This is a genomic window from Neoaquamicrobium sediminum, from assembly GCF_013240295.1.
In the GTDB taxonomy this organism is placed as follows: domain Bacteria; phylum Pseudomonadota; class Alphaproteobacteria; order Rhizobiales; family Rhizobiaceae; genus Aerobium; species Aerobium sediminum.
Map to the genome: position 1 here is coordinate 1,134,923 of NZ_JABETK010000002.1, position 21,742 is coordinate 1,156,664.

A 21,742-nucleotide genomic window follows, 5' to 3' on the forward strand; every position below is an offset into this window, starting at 1 on the left:
CAGGTCGAGGCCGGTATCGCCCGGCGTCAGTTGGTGCCCTTGGCCAGCATGTCCTGCGCCAGCGCGATAGCGGTGCGGCGGTCGGCCTCCCCGGCAATCGCAAAGGCCTCTTCTTGCATGCCGCGGATCCACTGCTTGTCGGTCGGCTGTGCCCGCTCCAGCGCGGCCGTCATCATGGCCAGCCCCTTCACCGCCTTCCCACTCTGGAAAAGCAGGTTGCCAAGCGTGGCCTGCGCGCCCGCATGGCCCTTCTCGGCGGCAAGCTGCAGCCAGCGCCCAGCCTGCTGGATGCTCGACTTCATGCCGCCCTCGCCGTTGAGGAACATCTTGCCGATTTCGAACTGCGCCTTGGGATTGCGGTAGTTGGCGGCCGCACGCATGTAATATTCCTGCGCCGCTGAGGCATTCGCATGCACCGGCGTACCGGGAATGCCGGTGCGCGCATAACCTGCCAGCGCCACGAGCGCGTCGGAGACATAGCTTTCGTCGGGCGAACCGGGCTCCACATCCTGCGCGGCGATCGCCTGGAAGAACTTGAACGCCTCGTAGTCGTTCTTCGTTACGCCGTCGCCTTCGGCATACATGCGGGCGAGCTTCCAGCGCGCGCCGAGCTGGCCGTTGTCCGCGGCGTATCGATAGGCTTCGACAGCCTGCTCCTTGTGGCCGCTCTGATAGGCGGTGAAGCCGAGGCGGAATACCGCCCACGGGCTGCGCTTTTCATCGGGGCTGCCGATAACCGACTGATCCAGCGCATGCGCCCGCGGTGCGGCAACACCCAGCGCGCCGGCCGCGACCGTACAAACAATGCCTGCCCTGACGACCGTACCTAGTGACATAATACCCTGTTGCTCCAGCCCCGCCCGGACCCGAATGTCACGCAGGAGACCGCGCTAGCCCATATGGGATGGCTGCTGGTCGGATACATCTGCGCTTTCATCGTCATCCTTGCCGCGGACGGCTGCGGCGTTGAATTTTCTTTTGTCCGGCAGCTCTGATGGCGCCGTTCTATGACGCCTGCGAGCTAGCTCTCGGTTTATGGCGGGAAGTGGGCAAATTTCCTTAAGGCCGGACCAGCCTATCCGGGGCGAAACAAGTGTTGCCGGAAAGCCACAACGAAAAACGCCAGTGGCAAGCCACTGGCGTTCGTTCAATTCCATCGCCGGATGCCCGGCAACGCGCCCTATTCCGGCAGGATGCGCACGGCGCCCTTGTCGGCGCTGGCGGCAAACGCGGCATAGGCTTTCAGCGCCGTCGTCACGTTGCGCTTGCGCGGGCCGGCGGGCTTCCAGCCCAGCCTGTCCTGCTCCGCGCGGCGGGCGGCAAGCTCGTCGTCTGAAAGACGCAGGCCGATCGTGCGATTGGGGATGTCGATATCGATGATGTCGCCGTTGCGAACCAGCCCGATCGCCCCGCCCTGCGCCGCTTCCGGCGAGGCATGGCCGATCGAGAGGCCCGACGTGCCGCCGGAGAAGCGTCCGTCCGTCAGCAGCGCGCATGTTTTACCGAGGCCCTTCGACTTCAGGTAGCTGGTCGGGTAGAGCATCTCCTGCATGCCCGGCCCGCCCTTCGGCCCCATAGCGGATGACGACGACGTCGCCCGCCTTGACCTCGTTGCCGAGAATGCCCTTCACGGCCGCATCCTGGCTTTCGTAGACGACCGCCGGGCCGGAGAACTTCAGGATCGACTCGTCGACGCCGGCGGTCTTCACCACGCAGCCGTCCAGCGCGATGTTGCCCTTGAGCACGGCAAGGCCGCCATCCTTCGAGAAGGGATGCTCGACCGAGCGGATGACGCCCTTTTCGCCGTCAGTGTCGAGTTCGTCCCAGCGGGCCTCCTGGCTGAACGCCGTCTGCGTCGGGATACCGCCTGGCGCGGCGCGGAAGAACGTCTTCACGGTTTCGCTGCTGGTACGGGTGATGTCCCAGCGATCGATGGCGTCGCCCAGCGTCGCCTCGTGAACCGTCGGGCTGTCGCGATGGATCAGCCCGCCGCGCTCCAGTTCGCCGAGAATGCGCATGATGCCGCCGGCCCGGTGCACATCTTCCATATGCACGTCGTTCTTCGCCGGCGCGACCTTGGACAGGCACGGCACGTTGCGCGACAGGCGGTCGATGTCTTCCATCGTAAAGTCGATGCCGCCCTCGTAGGCGGCTGCGAGAATATGCAGAACCGTGTTCGTCGAGCCGCCCATCGCGATGTCCAGCGACATGGCATTCTCGAACGCGCGCTTGTTGGCGACATTGCGCGGCAGCACGCTCTCGTCGTCCTGTTCGTAATAGCGCTGGGCCAGATCGACGATCAGATGGCCGGCCTCGACGAAAAGCCGGCGGCGGTCGGCATGGGTGGCTAGCGTGGAGCCGTTGCCCGGCAGCGACAATCCTAGTGCCTCGGTCAGGCAGTTCATGGAATTGGCCGTGAACATGCCGGAGCATGAACCGCAGGTCGGGCAGGCCGAGCGCTCAATGACCTTGACGTCTTCTTCACTGACGCTCTCGTCGGCCGCAGCAACCATGGCGTCGACCAGATCGAGCGCATGCGTCTTGCCGTTGAGAACGACCTTGCCGGCCTCCATCGGCCCGCCGGAAACGAAGACCGCGGGGATATTGAGGCGCATCGCGGCATTGAGCATGCCGGGCGTGATCTTGTCGCAATTGGAGATGCAGACCATGGCGTCGGCGCAATGCGCGTTGACCATGTACTCCACGCTGTCGGCGATGATCTCGCGCGACGGCAGCGAATAGAGCATGCCGTCATGCCCCATGGCGATACCGTCATCGACGGCGATTGTGTTGAATTCCTTGGCAACGCCCCCGGCCGCTTCGATCTCGCGCGCGACGAGCTGGCCGAGATCCTTCAGGTGCACGTGGCCCGGCACGAACTGCGTGAACGAGTTGACCACCGCGATGATCGGCTTGCCGAAGTCGCCATCCTTCATGCCGGTGGCGCGCCAAAGGCCGCGCGCGCCGGCCATGTTGCGGCCGTGGGTGGTGGTGCGTGAACGATAGGCGGGCATGGCGTTTCCAGTTCAGCGTTTCTTTGTTGGCCGATACTACCGGCAAACGGCCAAGATCAGCGACCGTACCGGCGGGTACTCCCCTCCGATACGGCCCTGGCATCATGCCGTCAATAGGCTTCGCCTGACGCCTGTCAGGCGCGGTCGGTCTCGCCGGCATGGGCGCGCCGTTCCATATCGGCGACCTGCTCCGGCGTGTGTTCCTCGCCGTCGGGCTCCTCCTTGATGAAGATCGACAGGAGTACGGAGCCGAGAATGAGCACGCCCACCACCCCGAGCGCCAGCTCCGAAGGCAGCTTGTACCAGTGCGCCACGATCATCTTGGCACCGACGAAGATCAGCACCAGCGAAAGACCATGCTTGAGGAAGCGGAACTCCCGCATCATGCCCGACAGCACGAAGAACAGCGCCCTCAGACCCATGATCGCGAACACATTGGACGAGAACACGATGAACGGATCGTTGGAGATCGCCAGCACCGCCGGGATCGAGTCGATCGCGAACACGAGGTCGGTGATCTCGACCGTCACCAGCACAAGGAACAGCGGCGTCATGAACAGGACGCCGTTGCGCCGGGTGAGGAACTTCGAACCTTCGTAGTCCTCGGTCACGCGCCCGGTGCTGCGCAGCCATTTGACGACCCGGCTGTTGCCGGGGTCGGCCATGTCTCCGTCCGAGGTCATCATCTTGTAGCCGGAGATGAGCAGCACGACGCCAAGGATCATGCCAACCCAGAAGAATTGGTCGACGAGCTTCACACCCGGCACGATTAGCGACAATCGCATCACGATGGCGCCCACGATGCCGTAGAAGAGAACGCGGTATTGCGCTTCCTGCGGCACCTTGAAGTAGGCGAAGATCAGGGCGATCACGAAGATGTTGTCGAGCGAAAGCGCCTGCTCGACGAGATAGCCCGTCAGGAACTCGGAACCGCGCTGCGGTCCCTCGAAGTAAAAGATGCTGGCTGCGAAAAGCATCGCCAGCGAGACATACCCGCCGACGGTGAACAAGGCTTCGCGGGTGGAGATTACGTGGTCCTTGCGGTGCAGGACGAACAGGTCGAAGAAAGGATCAAGGCGACGAACGCCAGGAATCCGGGCCAGAGCCACTCATGGTCAAACATGTTTTTGGAGTTTCGGTAGCGCTGCGTGGGCGCGTCGTCGATCGGTCCGACATCACAGGCGACGCCTCGCCTGCCAGAGGGGCCCGGCCCGGGTGACTGTGCGGAAAAATGGGCCTATCCCGGCAGAAATTCAAGGCCTTTCAGTCAATATCAGCCGAAAAAGCTGCTTGAGGTCCTTTTCCGGCAAACAAAAAAGCCCGGGGTGCCATGCCCCGGGCCTTTGAAATCGGTCGGCCTGCCGCCAGGCAGGCCGAAACGTGCTGCTTACCAGCTCAGCTTGTAGCCGACATTCAGCGCATAGGCCCAGCCGCTGTCCACCGCGCGGCCGGCATTGGCGCCGAACACTTCTTCGGCGGATGTCAGGTAGGAAACGCCGACGCCGCCGCGCAGCTCGCCGCCCCATGAGTCCTTCACCGAACCGCCCAGCGCAACGGTCCACGTGTCGCTCGACAGGTCCCAACCCGTGCTGACGCCCTGATCCCAGGTCAGGCTCGCCAGACCGGAAATACGGTCGTTGAAGGCATGTCCGACGCCTCCGGTAACCGTCCAGCCGTCCTTCCAGTTATAGACGTCGAGGCTATCGGCCGGCGGAAAATCGGGAACCGAGACCGCGAGCTGGTTCTGCACGCTCCAGTCCGTCCACTTGATCGAGCCGAATGCGAGCCAGCCCGGCGCGATACCGCTCTGAATTTTGAGTTCCAGGTTCTGCGGAAGATTGCCGGTACCGAAGGCGGCAGCATCGACACCCATCGCCGGCAGCGTGAAACGGCCATCGGCCCCGTAGGATGTGGAGGAGCGATAGAGAAGCTGCGTCCTGAAAGCGATCTCGGGGATGTCGTAGGCAACGCCGAGGCGATAGCCATAGTCGGTACCGTCCAGCGCGAGATTGGCGTTGGCCACGCCCGGAATGACCGAATTCACCCGCTCGTAGTCGAAGCGCTCCACGAAGGCGCCGCCGATGACGTAGAAATTGCCCCGCTCCATGCCGAACTTGGCGGCGCAGGTCAGGGCGAATTCATCGACCGTGAATTCTTCCCTCAGTTTGCCGGGAAGCAGGCGCCCTTCGTAATTCACGCTGCCGCCATAGGCCTGGGTGTAGGTGCCCGCGCAGCTCAGCGGGTCGAACAGCCGCACCTTGGCGGCGATAGACGGGATGAAATAGCTCTCCGTGTAGTCCTTGCCGATGAGGCCGGGATCACCGTCGCTGGTGATCTTCCGGCTGGGACTGACGAACGTCACCCCGGCGCGAAAATCGAACTGTCCCGGTTCGTACAGAATGTCCGTGTCCGCCGAGCCGCGCGAGAAGCCGCCAGCCTGCGCGCTTCCCGCTGCAAGCATCGCAGCAGCAAGCAGCGCCCCGCCTATTGCATGATGTCTCATGGAAATCCCTCCTCAATGCCGCTCCCTCGGCACAACCCTGCCGAGAATGCACGAGGAGAGCGCTTCATCAAAGGGGGTAGGCCACACCACCGGTTGGTCGATGACATGCCCTGGCCGCCGACACCGCTCCTGCGGAGCCCGTATCGCCGCAACAAACAACGGTCAATCCATTGATATTGCTAGATAAGTTACGGCGCGTCACATTACGGCAACAATAGGCCGTAAATGCGCTGCGGCCGCCACATTCCAACGTGGCGGCCCTTCTATCCATCAATTGAAAGCCGAATCGTTCGGCTACCCGGCCTCGCGCACCCGTGCCAGCGCGGTCTCCAGCTTGGTTTTCGCCTCGACCAGCTCCGCCTGCTTCTCGCGCTCCGCATCCACGACGTCCGGTGCTGCCTTGGCGACGAAGTTCGGGTTTGCGAGCTTCTTTTCGATGCGCGCGATCTCGTCGGCGTTCTTGGCGAGTTCCTTGGAAAGCCGCGCTTCCTCCGCCTTGAGGTCGATCAGGTCGCCGAGCGGCAGGCATGCGGTTGCCTCGCCGATCACGATCTGAGCCGCGCCCTTAGGCGCCGTTGCGTCGAACCCGACTTCACCGATGCGCGCCAACCGGCGGATCGCCGGGTCGTGCCGGGCAACGCGCTCGCGCGTCGTGGCGTTGGCGCCGACCATGACCAGCGGCGCAGTCGCGGCCGGCGGCACGTTCATTTCCGAACGCACGGAGCGGATGCCGGAGACGAGATCGACCAGCCAGTTGATCTCGGCGGCGGCTTCAGCATCCTCGAAATCGGGCGTCGGCCAGGCGGCGTGGCAGAGCAGCGTGTCGCGCTCGGTGCCGGCCGTCTGCGCCCACAGCTCCTCCGTCATGAACGGCATGATCGGGTGGAGCAACTTGTAGATCTCGTCGAGCACATAGGCCATGCAGGCACGGCTTTCGGCCTTGGCCGCCTCGTCCTCGCCGTTGAAGACCGGCTTCAGCAGCTCGACATACCAGTCGCAGAACAGGTTCCAGACGAACCGGTAAGCCGACGCGGAAGCGTCGTTGAAGCGATAGCCGGTGATCCCGTCCGTCACCGCGGTGGTCGTGCGGGTCAGTTCGGTGAGAATCCAGCGGTTTATCGTAAGCTTCGCGTCCTGGGGGCGGAAGTCCGGATTGCCGGCAACGCCATTCATCTCGGCGAAGCGCGTCGCGTTCCACAGCTTCGTGCCGAAGTTGCGGTAGCCGGCAATGCGTGCCGGGTCGAGCTTCACGTCCCTGCCCTGCGCGGCCATGATCGCCAGCGTGAAACGCAGCGCATCCGCGCCATATTCGTCGATGAGGTCGAGCGGGTCGATGACGTTGCCCTTGGACTTAGACATCTTTGCACCGTTCTTGTCGCGAACCAGCGCATGGACATAGACCGTGTGGAACGGCTCCTCGTCCATGAAATGCAGTCCCATCATCATCATCCGGGCCACCCAGAAGAAGATGATGTCGAAGCCGGTGACCAGAACGTCGGTCTGGTAGTAGGTGTCGAGTTCCTTCGTCTTTTTCGGCCAGCCGAGCGTCGAGAACGGCCACAGCGCCGACGAGAACCATGTGTCGAGCACATCCTCGTCGCGCGTCAGAATGTTGCCCGGCTCGAAATTCTCGAGCTGGTCCTTCACCCAGTCACGCCACGGCGTGTCGACGGCGAGATAATATTCGACGGCCTGGTCGAGCGCTTCCTTCTCGGTCTTGGCGACGAAGACGTGCCCGTCGGGTCCATACCACGCCGGAATGCGATGCCCCCACCAGAGCTGGCGCGAGATGCACCACGGCTCGATGTTCTCCATCCACTCGAAATAGGTCTTTTCCCAGTTCTTCGGCACGAAGTTGGTGCGTCCCTCCCGCACCGACGCGATCGCAGGCTGGGCCAGCGTCTTCGCATCCGCGAACCACTGGTCGGTCAGCATCGGCTCGATCACCACGCCCGAACGATCGCCGAAGGGCTGCATGATCTTCTTCGCCTCGACATAGGGAATGTCGTTGCCCTCGTCGTCCTTGACCGTGACCGCAAGCCCCTCCGCATTGATCGCCTCGACGATCCGTCGGCGCGCCTCGAAACGGTCGAGACCGCGATATTCGTCAGGAACGAGGTTGATCCCGTCGACCTCGTCTTCTGCGGGCAAGTCGCCGGATTTGGCGATTTCCAGAGCCCGCGCTGCGTACACCGCATAAGGCTCGCCGTCGGCCCGCATGCTCGCGCGCGTGTCCATCAGGCGATAGAGCGGAATGTGATTGCGGCGAGCGACCTGATAGTCGTTGAAGTCGTGCGCGCCGGTGATCTTCACCGCGCCCGAGCCGAAGGTCGGGTCCGGATATTCGTCGGTGATGATCGGGATCAGGCGGCGATGCTCTTTCGGGCCGACCGGAATCTCGCACAATTTGCCGACGATCGGCGCATAGCGTTCGTCGGACGGATGCACGGCCACCGCGCCGTCGCCGAGCATGGTTTCGGGCCGGGTCGTGGCGATGGAGATGTAGTTGCGTTCCTCCTGGAACAGCACGTTGCCGTCGGCATCCTTCTCCACATAGGTATAGGTCTCACCCCCGGCCAACGGGTATTTGAAGTGCCACATATGGCCGGCGGCTTCCTTGTTCTCGACCTCGAGGTCGGAGATCGCCGTTTCGAATGTCGGGTCCCAGTTGACCAGCCGCTTGCCGCGATAGATCAGCCCCTCGCGATAGAGCGATACGAACACCTCGATCACCGCCTCCGACAGCCCGTCGTCCATGGTGAAGCGCTCGCGGTCCCAGTCGCAGGACGCGCCCAGCCGCTTGAGCTGGTGCATGATCGAACCACCGGACTGTTCCTTCCAGCCCCAGACGCGGTCGATGAACTGCTCGCGCCCCATGTCGCGCCTTTTCAGCCCGCTTTCGGCGAGCTGGCGTTCGACCACCATCTGCGTCGCGATGCCGGCATGGTCCATGCCGGGCTGCCACAGCACGTTCTTGCCACGCATGCGCTCGAAGCGGATCAGGATGTCCTGAAGCGTATTGTTGAGCGCATGGCCCATATGCAGCGAGCCGGTGACGTTCGGCGGCGGGATCACGATGGTGAAGGCTTCCGCGCCCGGCTTCGAGCCCGCTCCGGCGGCGAATGCGTTCGCATCCTCCCACGCCTGGGCGATCCGGGGTTCGACGGACTTGGCGTCGTAGGTTTTTTCGAGCATCGAAGCGATCCAACGGATTTCGGGAAGAAGATGTGCGCCGGTGTAAACCGGAAGCCCCCGGCAAGTCAACTGCGCCGGAGGCCACGGGTTCCCGCCAACGAAAACGCCGCCCGGTGGGCGGCGTCGACAAAGTCAGTCGTGCGGAAAGCGTCAGCCGCCGCGCGCGACCCGCTCGATTTCCTCGCGCACCAGCTTTTCCACCAGCGTCGGCAGGTTGTTGTCCAGCCAGTCCTGAAGCATCGGGCGCAGCATTTCCTCCGCCATCTCGTCGAACGAACGGCGCCGGCTTGCGGCAAACACTTCCGAAAGCTCGCCGAATGCGGCAGCGACCTGCCGGCCGGCCTGATCGGAGATAATTGCAGGCTTGATCTGCACGCCCACCGGGTCTGCCTGCGCCTGCGCGTCGCCGAAGGTCGGTGAAAGATCCTCGTTGTCCAGCGTGACGTCGACGCTGTCGGCCTCGAATGCGGCTTCCGCCATGGTGGGCTCCTGCGGTTCGTGGACAGCGGCAGCTTCCGGCGCGGGATCTTCCTTCACCTCGACGCTGTCGACATAAGTCGATGGCGCTTCGATGCCTGCCATGTCCACCGGCTGCGCCACGGAGGCGACCGGTTCGTCAAGTTCGGCGCGGAAAGCCTCGACTTCGTCTCCCGCATTGTCGACAGCCTGCGCAACATCCTCCTCGCCGGGCTGCCGCGCGGTGTCGCTATCCTCGATGATCCTGCGAATGGACGCGAGAATCTCCTCCATGGAGGGTTCGCGCTGTGCACTTCCGGTCTGTGCCATAACTCAAATCGCCGCCTTCTTGATCCGATTGCCGGCCCCGCCCGCCTGCATGCCAGACAGCGACCGAATCGTTCCTAGGCTAGACGACACTGCGCCGCGAGAGATCCCCCTCGCGGCGCAGCGCAGCTTTCGCACAAGTTTGGGTCTTTTGCGTCGCCGGGAACGGGCCTCAGCGGCCGTCGGGCGTGCGCGTGCCGATCCACTTGTCCTTCACGGCATCGTAATGCTCGCGCGGATTGTAGTTTTCGACGGCGAGGCCGAGCCGGTCAGGCGAAAGCCTGCCCATCGCGGAAACGATGGCATAGCTGGCGGCCACCACGTCGCGCTCGGCAGAAGCAAGGTTGATCTGGGCGGTGATCACGTCAGCCTGCGCCTCGAGCACGTTGAGCGTCGTGCGCTGGCCGACGTCGCGTTCCTCGATCACGCCGGAGAGCGCGAGCTGGGCGGCGGACACCAGTTCGCGGTTGGCAGCCACCACCTCGCGCGCGGCGACATACTGCGTCCACGCTGCCGTGACCGCCCGGCGAACGCTGTCACGCGCCACGTCGACCTCGATGCGCGCCTGTCCCAGCGATTCCTTGGACTGGCGTACCTGCGCCGAAACACGCCCACCCTGATAGATTGGGATGGTCAGGTTGAGGCCGACCGATGCGGAATTGGTAGTTCCGTCGCCCACCGCGCCGCCACCGACGCCCGGCAGGTTGGTGTCGCGGAAGCTGCTCGATACGCCTGCCTGCGCGTTCACCTGCGGCAGCAGGGATCCCTCGGTGGCCTTCACCACAAAGGAGGCCGCGTCGACCAGATGCAGCGTCGCACGTATGGCTGGATGCTCGTTCAGCCCCGCGCCAATGGCAGTTTCGATGCCGTTCGGCAGCAGTTTGGATACCGGCCGCGCCCCCTCCAGCCGGCCCGGCCGGTCGCCGACGAAGTTGAGGTAGGCCGCTTCACTGACCTGCACCTGAGCGCGCGCAGCGCTCAACTGTGCAACGGCCGCAGCCTGCTGTGCCTGCGCCTGTGCAACGTCCGTGCGCGTGCCCTCACCCACCTCGAAACGCGAGGACGCTGCGCGAACCTGCTCGCTGAGGAAGTCCAGGTTGCGCTCGCGGAACACGGCGATCTGGCGATCGCGAAGCACGTCGAGATAGGCGGCCGCCGCATTGAAGAGAATGTCCTGCTCGCTGTTGCGCAGGCTTTCATTGGATGCACGCACTCGCGACTCGGCGGCGCGCACATTGTTCTGCGTCTGGAAGCCGTCGAACAGCGATTGCTGGATCTGCACGCCGAAGGAGCCCGCACGAACCTCGCCGCTGTTGTTGCTGCTGGTATAGGTGAGGCTGCCGGTCGCGCCGATCACCGGACGCCAGCCCGATTTGGCAATCGCAACACCCTCGTCCGTCACGCGCACGCCGGCACGCGCCGAATTCAGGCTTGAATTGTTCTGATAAGCCTTGGCCATCGCGCCATGAATCGTCTCGGCCAGAGACGGCACGACGAAGGACAGAACCCCCGACAGTGCAACCGCAGCAAAAAGGCCTTTGCGAACAACAGACACGAACCACCTCTTAAAGTCTCGACGGGACCTGCCTGAAGCACCCCAACCGAATTGATCCATCGCCGCTGTACGACGAGCAACATAACTATCGGACCTCGCATTCAAGCGATTCCGCTCGCTCCCGTGCTCGACGCTATACCACTTTCCCGCTCGAGGGCGTTACAGATAGGTAACAATTCAGGACTTTTTAAACTTCAGCGTCCTCTAAAACTCGAATGTGGGCACGCGCCGGAACTCCGCCAGAGGCTTGACGGCGGCGTTGAAACCGTGACGGCGCGATACCAGGCCGTCTTCCTTGACGTAGAGCGTCGCCCAGCCCGAATTGCCCTCGCCGACCACCGCAACGAGCCGTCCGCCCTCGTTGAGCTGCTCGAACAGCGCGGGAGAAACCTCATCGACCGCGCCGTTGATGAAAATGACGTCGTAGGGCGCCTGCGCGGCGTGGCCGTCTGTCAACGGTCCCTCGACCACGGAAACGTTCTCGCAGCCAAGGCTGGCAAGCACCTCATTGGCGCGCGCTGCAAGCTCCGAATCGCTTTCGACCGCCAACACGAAGCTGGCGAGCCTGGAAAGCACGGCGGTCGAGTAGCCGGTTCCGCAACCCACATCGAGCACGAGATCGCCCGCGCGCACGCCGGCAAGCTGCAACAGCCGCGCGAAGGGCGACGGCTCCATCAGGAAGCGGGCAGGCTTTCCTTCGCGCGCCGGAGCAACCTCCAGATCCTCGTCGATATAGGCAAGCGCACGCTTGGAGGCAGGCACGAAATCCTCACGCGGTAGCGTCAGCATCGCACTTAGAATGGCGACATTCGTCACATCGGTCGTGCGCACCTGGCCATCGACCATCTTGATCCGCTGTTCGTGGAAATCGGCCGTCATGTCTCAACCCGTCCGGCGCCGCGCCGGCGCTCTGCCCAATCGGATAGAACATCGCCTTCCCGGAAAGCCCGGCGTCCGCCAGAAGGCGCGACCCGACGATGTGCTACATGTTCCGCGCGGGTGTGGCAAAATTCGCCCGCACCGTCAATGAAGCACTTAGCGATCCGAATGCCGCACCTCAAGGGCGCCGAACACCCTTTGTTGGATAATGCCGGGCATCTTTTGAGATATAGGCGCCCGCCCTTTACCGCCCCATTCGCCGATGCGGCTGAAACGGCAACGCGCCTGTCGTCCCGCTGCGCAGGAATATATTAGCCGAGATGTAGGAAGAAACCGCCTTGAAGTCGCGAATTGGAGGCCTCGCCCGGAATCGAACCGGGGTGCAAGGATTTGCAGTCCTCTGCGTAACCACTCCGCCACGAGGCCTCGACGCATGCGCGTTTGCAGGCGCCTCAATAGGTTGAGGCGCAAACCGCGTCAAGCGCCGGCTGTCCGTTCTGAAAGAAATCCGCGGCACCATTCCGAATAAGGTTCACGGAACGCTTCGACACGACCGGCGCTATGCGGTCCGCCGTCTGCCCTATTCCGGCTTGCCGTTGATCCACTCCACCTTTTGCCCATACAGCGGCACCGTCGAGATCGACATCTTGGCGGAGCCGTCCTGCACCTGCCGCGAATGGGCCAGATAGATCAGCGTATCGTTGGCCTTGTCGTAGATGCGGTTTACCACCTGTTCCTTCCAGATCAGGCTGATGCCCTGCTTGAAGACCTCTTCGCCATCCTCGCCCAGCTCGATTTCGCCGATCGTGATCGGTCCCGTCTGGTTGCACGAAATTGCTGTGTCCGACGGATTCTCGAAGTAGTTGCCCTTGCGCAGCCGGTCGATGATGCCCCGGTCGAAATAGGAGACATGGCATGTCACGCCATCCACCTCGGGATCCTTGATCGCCTCGACAATGATGTCGTTGCCCGTCCAGTCGACGCCCACCTCGCCAACCTGCTCGGCCCATGCCGTGCCGCACACCGACATCGCAATCGCGACGCTGCCTAACCATTTGCTTGCCCGCATTCCTGCTCTCCTCGTTTCGCGCATCAGCGTCTGTCGGCCTTGTCTAGCGGCTGCCGCTCACGGGCGCGCCGCCTGCCCCGCTTTTCGGCCCACCAGACCTCCGAGCGGCGCCGCCACCGCCGGACAGTGGCAAATTCGTACGAAAGAATAACGAGGCCCACGGGGATCATCCAGAAGCCGAGCACGGGAAGGAAGCCGAAGCATCCGAGAAACACCAGCAGCCCGCCGATGACGATGCGCAGCAGACGTGACTGCGGCATGGTGATCTCGCGACCGAGCAACGTGATTGTGCGGGTCTTGCCCTCGTTTTCTTGCGGTTCATCCATCCAAAGCCACCTTTCCAGCCCTGCCGGCACGCTGTGTCCGCGACATATGAGGCGCACGTTTGGCCAAAGCCAGTTGGCAAATGACAAAAAGCCGAAAAAATCGCAGAATGGCGCTTTGCAAAGCGGAAAACTGTTTGCTATAGGCTGCCCCGTTCACATGAGCAGGCTATTCCCCGGTAGCTCAGTGGTAGAGCAACCGGCTGTTAACCGGTTGGTCGCTGGTTCGAATCCGGCCCGGGGAGCCATCTTTTCCAGGATTTTCAGCATCTGAGAGCGCGTCGGCCCGAGCCTTTTCGAGCCTGCCGGGGCGCCCCCGCCCGCGTTCCCCGGCAGACCCTTGCCTGACGTTCGCCCCATGGACCCCCGTCAGGGCCGGCATGTGCCGACATGGACGACGAAGCAAGCGACGTGCCCGCCGCCGTGTCCCAAAACGGGGCAGCATCGATGCGCCTGTGGCGAAACCCGCCAAATACCTTTTGCCGGCATGGCGGCAGCGGTTGGTCCAGCCTCTTGCAGAATTGCGCGAACGCATGACAAATTGCGGCCTGAAAACGTTTGCCTTTCGGGCGACATGCCGCAAGGCGGGCCCGTGCCGCTACGGATTACAGAGGACGCAACCATGTCGGCAGCAACTCCGGACGTTTCCGGCGAAACGTCTGCAATCAGGCTTGATGCCGCCAACTTCGCCGAGGTGACGCGCGGCATGCCGGTCCGTGCGCGCATGATGCTGTCGGTCGCGATGGGCCTGCCGCGCGGCGCGCTCACAGTGCGCACGCCCGAGGGTCTTGTGCTAGAGATGGGAGGCAAGACCCCCGGCCCGCATGGCGAGGTGATTCTGCACAACTGGAACCTGCCCGGCCGCGCCTTCACCGGCGCCACCATCGGCGTCGCCGAATCCTACATGGACGGCGACTGGGAAAGCCCGGACGTCACCACGCTGCTTGAGCTCTTCGTCATCAACGAGGAAGCCGGCGAGACGGTCGCCGGCGGCGCCAGCTGGCTGCTGACGGCCCTGCAGCGCGTCCGCCACTGGCTCAACCAGAACACGCGCACCGGCTCTCAGCGCAACATCTCGGCCCATTACGACCTGGGCAACGCCTTCTACAAGGAGTGGCTGGACCCTTCGATGACCTATTCGTCGGCGCTCTATTCGACAGGCGCCAACGATCTGGAAAGCGCGCAGGCGGCCAAGTACAGGGCACTGGCGCAGGATGCCGGCATCGGTCCCGGCGATCATGTGCTCGAGATCGGCTGCGGCTGGGGCGGCTTTGCCGAATTCGTCGCGCGCGAGATCGGTTGCCGCGTCACCGGCCTGACGATCAGCCGCGAGCAGCACGACTTCGCCAAGGCCCGGATCGCACGGGCCGGCCTGTCCGACCGCGTCGAGATCAAGTTCCAGGACTATCGCGACGAGACCGGCCGCTACGACCGCATCGCCTCCATCGAGATGTTTGAGGCGGTCGGCGAGAAATACTGGCCCGTCTTCTTCGGCAAGGTGAAGGACTGCCTCAAGGCCGGCGGCACGGCCGGCTTCCAGATCATCACCATCAAGGAGCATGCCTTCCAGCGGTATCGGGCACGGCCGGATTTCATCCAGCGCTACGTCTTTCCCGGCGGCATGCTGCCGACGCCGTCGATCCTCAAGGCGCTGGGCGCCGACCACGGCCTCACCTTCGCGCGCGAGCGCATCTTCCCGCAGGACTATGCCCGCACACTCGCCGAATGGCGCACGCGCTTCCGGGGATCGTGGGAAAAGATCGTGCCTCTCGGCTTCGACGACCGGTTCCGCAAGCTGTGGGAATTCTACCTGCATTATTGCGAGGCCGGCTTCCGGGCCGAATACATCGACGTGCGCCAGGTCATCTACAAGGCCTGAGAGCCGGCAGCAGGATCGCCTATTGATCTGCCGCAAGGCTTCGTGAAAGGATGTATACAGAGCGGGGAGGAAACGCGGCAGCCGCACGGGCGCCGGGTAACGCTCATGGAGGAGACAAGGCATCATGAAGCAACTTTTGGCTGCATCCGTTTTCGCGGGGCTCCTGGCGACGACGGCGTTCGCGCAGGACACCTACAATCTCAAGTTCCAGAGCAGTGACACGTCGGGCACCGCCGCCTTCGAAGTCCAGCAGGACTGGGCCAAGCACGTGGGCGAGCTTTCGGACGGGCGCATCACGGTGGAGATGCTGCCGGTCGGCTCGATCGTCGAATACAACGAAACGCTCGACGCCGTCGGCGCCGGCATTCTCGACGGCCATATCACCGACAGCTCCTATTTCACCGGCAAGGACGCTGCCTTCGCGCTGATCGGCAATCCGGTAGGTGCCTATTCGAGCCCCGAGGAACTGCGCGCCTTCTTCAATGACGGTGGCGGCACCGAGCTCTACAACGAAATCCTCGCGCCTTACGGCGTGCACTTCATCGGCCCCGCCGCCCAGACGGCCGAGGCGATCCCGTCCAAGGTGCCGATCGACAGTGTCGAGGACTTCAAGGGCGTGAAGATGCGCGCTCCGGAAGGCATGGTGCAGTCGGCCTTTGCCGCCGCGGGGGCCTCGCCCGTCAACCTGCCCCAGTCGGAGGTCTTCACGTCGCTCGACAAGGGCGTCATCAGCGCCGCCGACGCGACCACGCTCGCGACCAACGATTCCATGGGTCTGCACGACGTCGCCAAGCATCCCATCTGGCCGGGCTTCCATTCCCTGCCGCTCAACGAGGTGTCGATCACCAAGGCGACCTGGGACGGCATGCCGGACGACCTGAAGGAAGTCCTCACCCAGTCGGTCAAGGACTATGCGGAGGACCTGGCCACGCGCATCCGCGCACGCGACGAAGAGGTGGCTGAAAAGCTGCGCGCGCAGGGCGACGTGACCATCCACACCTGGTCGGAGGAGGAAAAGAAGAAGTTCCGCCAGATCGCCCAGGAGCAGTGGCAGCCTTACGGCGAGCGTTCGGAGAACGCGCAGAAGGTCTACGACAAGCTCACGACCTACCTGAAGTCCGCGGGACTTCTCTGACGCCTATCGGGCTTTGACTGACACGGCCGGGTGGCGGGCCCGGCCGGCAATGCGAGGAGAAACGGCATGGCTTCCGGGGACAATCCTCGCGAGGAGGTGCGGGACGAGGCGCAGGATACGCTTTCGCGGCTCCTGATTCCGTTGGCGCCCGTTTTCGCCGCGGCCTTCCTGCTCATCACCGCCTTCACCTTTTACGAAGTGGTGATGCGCTACGTCTTCAATGCCCCCACCATCTGGGTGCACGAAACGACGACAGCCCTCACCGCGCTTTGCTTCGCCTTTGGCGGAGCCTACTGCCTGGGCACCAACCGCCACATCCGCGTCGTGCTCATTTATGATTCGGTTTCTCCGCGCGTCAGGCGGCTCCTCGATGTCGCCATCAGTCTTGTCGGCGCTGCGGCCTGCGCCCTCATGGCATGGGCCGCGTGGAACTTTGCATACAAAGCCTTCTTCACGCCCACCGGCCAGATGCACCTGGAGACCAGCGGCAGCGCCTGGAACCCGCCGACGCCGGCAATCGTGAAAGCGGTGCTGTTCCTCATTCTCTGCGTCATGTGCATCCAGTTCCTGCTCCAGGCCATCGCCCATCTGCGGCGCAAGCCCACGGATGAAAACCGCAGCCCGGAGCAGGAGCTCGGCGATGTTTGACCTTCAGGCTCTCGGCATCGGCGGGGGCAGTCTCGCCATGTTCGGCACACTGCTGGTGCTGCTCCTCACCGGCATGCCGCTGGCATTCGTCACCATTCTGGTGGCGTTGATCTTCGCGCTCGGTTGGTTCGGCCCGATGGCAGTGCCGATCGTCACCACGCGCGTCTACTCCTTCATCATGCAGTACGTCTTCGTGTCGATCCCGATGTTCGTGCTGATGGCATCGATCCTCGACCGATCCGGCATCGCGCGCGACCTGTTCGACGCGATGCGGCTGGTGGGCGGGCGCATCCGCGGCGGCGTCGGCGTACAGACGCTGCTTGTTGCCGTCGTTCTGGCGGCAATGTCGGGCATCATCGGCGGCGAGATCGTGCTTCTCGGCCTGCTCGCCCTGCCGCAGATGCTGCGGCTCGGCTACGACCGGCGGCTGGCCATCGGCATCGTCTGCGCCGGCGGGGCGCTCGGCACGATGATCCCGCCATCCATCGTGCTCATCATCTACGGCCTGTCGGCCAGCGTTTCGATTGCCGAGCTCTTCACTGCCTCCTTCGTACCGGGCCTGCTCCTTGCCGCGCTCTATGCGACCTATGTGCTCGCCATCGGCTATTTCCGGCCGGAGATGGCGCCGATACCGACCCAGCAGGAGCAGATGTCGCTCGCGGAAAAGCTGAAGCTTCTGAAGGGTCTGTTCCTGCCGCTTCTGGTCGTGGTCTTCGTGCTCGGCTCGATCTATGGCGGCATCGCATCGGTCACCGAGGCCTCGGCCATCGGCGTCGTCGGCGTTATCCTGTCGACGGTGCTGCGCGGCGAATTCTCCATGAAGATGATGCTCGACGCATCCATGCAGACGCTGCGCACCTGCGGCATGATCGTCTGGATCGGTATCGGCGCAACAGCACTGATCGGCGTCTATAATCTCATGGGCGGCATCAACTTCATCAAGGAACTGCTTCTCGGTGTTTCCGAAACGCCGATCGTCATCATTCTGGTGATGATGCTAATCCTTGCCGTGCTCGGCATGTTCCTCGACTGGGTCGGCATTGCCCTGCTGACGATCCCGATCTTTGCGCCCATCGTGAAGGAGCTCGGCTACGATCCGGTGTGGTTCGGCGTGCTGTTCGCGCTCAACATGCAGATCTCGTTCCTGTCGCCGCCCTTCGGCCCGGCCGCCTTCTACCTGAAGAGCGTGGCGCCGCCCGACATCTCGCTCGGCACCATATTCAGGTCACTGCTACCCTTCATCGGGCTTCAGGCCGTGGCGCTGGTGCTGGTCCTGCTGTTCCCGTCACTGGCGCTCTGGTACCGCTGAGGGAAGAGCCGCGCGGCGGGGTCAGCCGGCAAGGTTGGGCAGCAGGTAGAGCCCCAGCGCCAGCAGCGCCGAGAACAGGACGACGCGGAACCGCGCTTCGGACAGATGGCCCCTCACCTTCTGCCCGATCACCATGCCGGCGATGGCCGGCAGCAGTGCGATGGCCGACTGCGCACCGAGCGTCGCGTTGAGCAGGCCGTTGCCGCCGAGCGCGACCGCTAGCGCCACGGTTGAAAGCACGAACAGAATGCCCATCGCCTGAACCAACGCATCGCGCGGCATGCCGGTCGCCTGCAGATACATCACACCCGGCACGACGAAAGATCCCGTCATGCCGGTCAGCACGCCGTTTGTCGCGCCGAAGAGGGAACCGACCCATGGCTGGCGCGCCGCCGGCACCGTGAAGCGCAACCCGGCAAGATTGAGCACGGCATAGACGACCAGGATCAGTCCCAGTAGGCCCGCCAGCACGTCTGTATCGAGACGCGAGAGGCTGAGAGCGCCGATCCAAACTGTCAGCGTCGCCAGCGTAAAGAACTGCCAGTTGCGCCGCAGGATCGAGAGTGCATTACCCCCGGCAAGCGCCTGCCAGAGATTGGTCGCAAACGACGGCACCAGCAGCAGCGCCATCGCCTGCGGCAGCCCGAGCACCGCTGTCAGAAGCGCCAGGCTGATCGTGGGAAGGCCAAGTCCGACCACGCCCTTGACGAAGCCGGCCAGAAGGAAAGTCGCGCAGATCGCGAGAAGGATGGAGGGATCGGTCATCGTGTCTCCGTCGGCTGCGGCGACATTGTATCCCCGCGCCGACGGAAGCAAGAGCCACAGCACCGACTGCCGCCGGTCCTCATTGGCGCGTTCAGAGTGTGATCCGATACTTGGCGAAACCGTCGGCGCCCTCGCCTGCGGCTTCGATCGCAACGCCGGTCACTTCGCCGATGAAGGCCTCGGCCTTCGGGCCGGTCTCGAACACCACCGTCGTGCCTTCCAGCGGCACGAAGTTCCAGTTCGCGTCGGCTTTCGGATTGATGGTGCCCTGCTCCACGATGTAGCGCACGATCACGTCGCGGTTGGTGTCTGGTGCCTCGAACACCACCTTGTCGGGGCCGATCTCGGGGAAGTTGCCGCCACCGCCGGCGCGGTAGTTGTTGGAGGCCACGACGAAACGTGCCTCCGGATCGATCGGCGCGCCGTCGAACTGCAAGTCCACGATGCGGCTCGCATCGGCGTTCTGCAACTCGCCCTTGGAGGTGTATTTCGCCGGCTGCGACAGGTCGATGCGGTAGGTCACGCCGTCGATCACATCGAAATTGTAGGACGGGAAATCCGGGTTGATGAGCGGCTGATCGGTGCCACCTGCCTCGATCTGGTTGAAGATGCCGGCCGACATTTCCAGCCACTCCTTCACCTGCGCACCGGTGATCACCACCGCCTGCACGGTGTTGGGATAGAGATAGAGGTCGGCGACATTGCGGATCGCCACGTCTCCGGGCGGCACGTCGGTGTAATAATCAGGCCCGCCGCGCCCGCCGGCCTTGAAGGGAGCGGCAGCCGAAAGCACCGGCAGCTCGGCATATTCCGTGTCCTTCAGCATGTCGGTGATGTACCAGACCTGCGCCTGGCTCACGACCTGCACCGACGGGTCGTCGGCCACCAGCGCGAAATAGGAATGCAGGTGCGCATCCGTCTTGCCGACCGGCGCACGCACGTAAGCGAGTGTCGCCTCGTGGTCGGCGCGCACCGCGTCCTCCACCGCCGCAACGCTTTCCACCAGCGCCTTCGTCTTGCCGTCGACGCGCTCCGAGATCGGCCGCGCCTCGCTGGTCGAGCTCACCACCCGCCAGCTATTGCCGTCGCGCTCCAGGAGCAGGTCGAGCAGGCCGAGATGCGAGCCCCAGAAGCCGCCCATCACGCCCGGCTTGCCGCCGATCGTGCCGGCCGCGTTGTCGACGCCTTCGACGCCGTCGAACTGCGGGCCGGGGAAAGCGAGATGGCTGTGGCCGGTCACAAGCGCGTCGATGCCATCGATGCCGGCAAGCTGGATCGAGGCGTTCTCGAGATTCTCCTCGTAGCCGACAGGCCCCATGCCGGAGTGCGACAGCGCAATGATGATTTCGGCGCCCTCCTCCTTCATCTGCGGCACCCAGGCCTGCGCCGCCTTGACGATGTCGCGGGTCGCCGCCTTGCCGACGAGGTGGCGCGAATCCCAGTTCATGATCTGCGGCGGCACGAAGCCGATCAGCCCCACCTTGACGGGATGCGACTGGCCCGCGCCGTCGGTCACCGTCTTGTCGAGGATCACATAAGGCTTGAGGAAGAGATCGTCCTCGCGCGCGTTGCCGGCAAGCTGGCCCTTGGTCACGTTGGCGCAGACCACCGGGAAATTGGCGCCCGCGATCGTGTTCATCATGAAATCGAGCCCGTAATTGAACTCGTGGTTGCCCAGCGTCGAGGCATCGTAGCCGAGCACATTCATGCCGGCGATGATCGGGTGGATGTCTCCCGCCTTCATGCCCCGCTCATAGGCGATGTAGTCGCCCATCGGGTTGCCCTGCAGGAAATCGCCATTGTCGACCAGCATCGCGTTGGTCGCCTCGGCGCGGATCGCTTCGATGATCGAGGCCGTGCGCGCAAGGCCCATCGTGTCGTTCGGGCGGTCGCCGTAATAGTCGTAGGGGAAGACGTGGACGTGCAGGTCCGTCGTTTCCATGATCCGCAGATGCGCCTGGTTGGCCTGCGCCCGCGCCGAGAACGGGTGCAGCATCACGACCGCGCCCGCGGCTGCGGAACCGGCCAGGAAAGTGCGGCGGGAAATGGCAGGTATCGTCGCGAACATTGTCGTTCTCCGTCTGGATGTTTGCTCTTGGCCATGGAGGGGCGCAACGAGTGTCGCGCCGTCGGAACCGCAAGTCCAGCAGCTTCGCGTGACGCGCCGATGAAATTTTGCCGGCTTATGAGGCCTTCGAACGCAGGTCTCACGCCATATCCGGCTTCATGCCGACATGGGTGCGATCGATCACCTCCCGTAGCGCGAAGGACGAGTTGATTTTGGTGACGTGCGGCATCGCCGTCAGCCATTCCTTGTGGATGCGCTCATAGTCCTCGAGATCGCGCGCGGCGATACGCAGGATGTAGTCGTATTCCCCCGACATGAGGTGGCACGACAGCACGTTCGGGCAGCGTTTCACCGCCGCCTCGAAATCCGCCAGCGTCTTTTCGAACTGTCCCGACAGCGAGATATGCACGATAGCCGTCATCCGGTGGCCGAGTGCGGCGTTGGAAAGGCGCGCATGATAGCCCCGTATCACGCCTTCCTTTTCCAGATTGTCGAGCCGGCGCGAACAGGCGGATTGCGACAGCCCCACAGCCTCCGCAAGCGCGGCATTGGAAATTCGGCCATCCTTCTGCAAAGCTTCAAGAATAGCGATATCGATCCTGTCTCGGGTCACAACC

At 63.6% G+C, this 21,742-nt stretch carries 16 protein-coding genes, 2 tRNA genes and 1 pseudogene; 5 read left to right on the top strand and 14 right to left on the bottom strand.

Features of this window, described 5'->3' with window-relative positions; genetic code table 11:
- Positions 1 to 26: 26 nt before the first annotated feature.
- The 11 genes and pseudogenes from HK436_RS17480 to HK436_RS17530 form a co-directional block, all read right to left on the bottom strand.
- A complete protein-coding gene (locus tag HK436_RS17480; protein WP_173191816.1) occupies positions 27 to 836 on the bottom strand; it encodes a tetratricopeptide repeat protein in 810 nt (269 codons plus the stop codon).
- Between the two features lie 344 nt (positions 837 to 1,180).
- Positions 1,181 to 3,014, bottom strand: a pseudogene (gene ilvD / locus HK436_RS17485) (dihydroxy-acid dehydratase).
- A gap of 134 nt (positions 3,015 to 3,148) precedes the next feature.
- Positions 3,149 to 4,123: a TerC family protein gene (locus HK436_RS17490; RefSeq protein ID WP_312860623.1), complete on the bottom strand. Its 975-nt coding sequence runs from the start codon at positions 4,121 to 4,123 to the stop codon at positions 3,149 to 3,151.
- A gap of 278 nt (positions 4,124 to 4,401) precedes the next feature.
- Entirely contained in the window at positions 4,402 to 5,517 is a 1,116-nt protein-coding gene (locus HK436_RS17495; protein WP_173191818.1) for an OmpP1/FadL family transporter, read from the bottom strand.
- Between the two features lie 294 nt (positions 5,518 to 5,811).
- Positions 5,812 to 8,712, bottom strand: coding sequence for a valine--tRNA ligase (locus HK436_RS17500; protein WP_173191826.1), 2,901 nt, complete (start codon positions 8,710 to 8,712; stop codon positions 5,812 to 5,814).
- Positions 8,713 to 8,862: 150 nt separating this feature from the next.
- On the bottom strand, positions 8,863 to 9,498 hold the full coding sequence (locus HK436_RS17505; protein ID WP_173191828.1) for a PopZ family protein: 636 nt from the start codon (positions 9,496 to 9,498) through the stop codon (positions 8,863 to 8,865).
- 169 nt (positions 9,499 to 9,667) lie between these two features.
- Positions 9,668 to 11,050 carry a TolC family outer membrane protein gene (locus tag HK436_RS17510; protein ID WP_312860624.1) on the bottom strand — a complete coding sequence of 461 codons (1,383 nt, stop codon included), beginning with the start codon at positions 11,048 to 11,050 and terminating at the stop codon, positions 9,668 to 9,670.
- 204 nt (positions 11,051 to 11,254) lie between these two features.
- Entirely contained in the window at positions 11,255 to 11,929 is a 675-nt protein-coding gene (locus HK436_RS17515) for a protein-L-isoaspartate O-methyltransferase family protein (RefSeq protein ID WP_173191832.1), read from the bottom strand.
- Between the two features lie 352 nt (positions 11,930 to 12,281).
- A tRNA-Cys gene (locus tag HK436_RS17520) sits at positions 12,282 to 12,355 on the bottom strand.
- A 154-nt stretch (positions 12,356 to 12,509) separates the two neighbouring features.
- Entirely contained in the window at positions 12,510 to 12,998 is a 489-nt protein-coding gene (locus HK436_RS17525; protein ID WP_173191834.1) for a CreA family protein, read from the bottom strand.
- A gap of 23 nt (positions 12,999 to 13,021) precedes the next feature.
- On the bottom strand, positions 13,022 to 13,324 hold the full coding sequence (locus tag HK436_RS17530; protein ID WP_244649023.1) for a PGPGW domain-containing protein: 303 nt from the start codon (positions 13,322 to 13,324) through the stop codon (positions 13,022 to 13,024).
- 170 nt (positions 13,325 to 13,494) lie between these two features.
- Between HK436_RS17530 and HK436_RS17535 the strand changes: the two genes are divergently transcribed.
- The 5 genes from HK436_RS17535 to HK436_RS17555 all read left to right on the top strand — a co-directional run bounded on the left by HK436_RS17535 (position 13,495) and on the right by HK436_RS17555 (position 18,292).
- Positions 13,495 to 13,569, top strand: a tRNA-Asn gene (locus HK436_RS17535).
- Positions 13,570 to 13,943: 374 nt separating this feature from the next.
- A complete protein-coding gene (locus tag HK436_RS17540) occupies positions 13,944 to 15,200 on the top strand; it encodes an SAM-dependent methyltransferase (RefSeq protein WP_173191836.1) in 1,257 nt (418 codons plus the stop codon).
- A gap of 124 nt (positions 15,201 to 15,324) precedes the next feature.
- Positions 15,325 to 16,335: a TRAP transporter substrate-binding protein gene (locus tag HK436_RS17545; protein ID WP_173191838.1), complete on the top strand. Its 1,011-nt coding sequence runs from the start codon at positions 15,325 to 15,327 to the stop codon at positions 16,333 to 16,335.
- A gap of 96 nt (positions 16,336 to 16,431) precedes the next feature.
- A complete protein-coding gene (locus HK436_RS17550) occupies positions 16,432 to 16,983 on the top strand; it encodes a TRAP transporter small permease subunit (protein WP_312860625.1) in 552 nt (183 codons plus the stop codon).
- Positions 16,976 to 18,292: a TRAP transporter large permease gene (locus HK436_RS17555; protein ID WP_173191842.1), complete on the top strand. Its 1,317-nt coding sequence runs from the start codon at positions 16,976 to 16,978 to the stop codon at positions 18,290 to 18,292. Before HK436_RS17550 ends, HK436_RS17555 begins: the two co-directional genes overlap by 8 nt.
- Positions 18,293 to 18,313: 21 nt before the next feature.
- Here the strand turns inward: HK436_RS17555 and HK436_RS17560 are convergent, their stop codons facing one another.
- The 3 genes from HK436_RS17560 to HK436_RS17570 all read right to left on the bottom strand — a co-directional run bounded on the left by HK436_RS17560 (position 18,314) and on the right by HK436_RS17570 (position 21,738).
- Complete coding sequence (locus HK436_RS17560; protein ID WP_173191844.1) at positions 18,314 to 19,057, bottom strand: sulfite exporter TauE/SafE family protein; 744 nt, start codon at positions 19,055 to 19,057, stop codon at positions 18,314 to 18,316.
- A 91-nt stretch (positions 19,058 to 19,148) separates the two neighbouring features.
- Positions 19,149 to 21,125, bottom strand: a complete 1,977-nt coding sequence (locus HK436_RS17565; RefSeq protein WP_173191846.1) for a bifunctional 2',3'-cyclic-nucleotide 2'-phosphodiesterase/3'-nucleotidase — start codon at positions 21,123 to 21,125, stop codon at positions 19,149 to 19,151.
- A gap of 139 nt (positions 21,126 to 21,264) precedes the next feature.
- Entirely contained in the window at positions 21,265 to 21,738 is a 474-nt protein-coding gene (locus tag HK436_RS17570) for an Lrp/AsnC family transcriptional regulator (RefSeq protein WP_173191847.1), read from the bottom strand.
- Positions 21,739 to 21,742: the final 4 nt, after the last annotated feature.

Coding starts and splice junctions, on each gene's coding strand:
- HK436_RS17480 (WP_173191816.1), bottom strand. CDS start 836: ATGTCACTAGGTACGGTCGTCAGGGCAGGCATTGTTTGTACGGTCGCG.
- HK436_RS17495 (WP_173191818.1), bottom strand. CDS start 5,517: ATGAGACATCATGCAATAGGCGGGGCGCTGCTTGCTGCTGCGATGCTT.
- HK436_RS17500 (WP_173191826.1), bottom strand. CDS start 8,712: ATGCTCGAAAAAACCTACGACGCCAAGTCCGTCGAACCCCGGATCGCC.
- HK436_RS17505 (WP_173191828.1), bottom strand. CDS start 9,498: ATGGCACAGACCGGAAGTGCACAGCGCGAACCCTCCATGGAGGAGATT.
- HK436_RS17515 (WP_173191832.1), bottom strand. CDS start 11,929: ATGACGGCCGATTTCCACGAACAGCGGATCAAGATGGTCGATGGCCAG.
- HK436_RS17525 (WP_173191834.1), bottom strand. CDS start 12,998: ATGCGGGCAAGCAAATGGTTAGGCAGCGTCGCGATTGCGATGTCGGTG.
- HK436_RS17530 (WP_244649023.1), bottom strand. CDS start 13,324: ATGGATGAACCGCAAGAAAACGAGGGCAAGACCCGCACAATCACGTTG.
- HK436_RS17540 (WP_173191836.1), top strand. CDS start 13,944: ATGTCGGCAGCAACTCCGGACGTTTCCGGCGAAACGTCTGCAATCAGG.
- HK436_RS17545 (WP_173191838.1), top strand. CDS start 15,325: ATGAAGCAACTTTTGGCTGCATCCGTTTTCGCGGGGCTCCTGGCGACG.
- HK436_RS17555 (WP_173191842.1), top strand. CDS start 16,976: ATGTTTGACCTTCAGGCTCTCGGCATCGGCGGGGGCAGTCTCGCCATG.
- HK436_RS17560 (WP_173191844.1), bottom strand. CDS start 19,057: ATGACCGATCCCTCCATCCTTCTCGCGATCTGCGCGACTTTCCTTCTG.
- HK436_RS17565 (WP_173191846.1), bottom strand. CDS start 21,125: ATGTTCGCGACGATACCTGCCATTTCCCGCCGCACTTTCCTGGCCGGT.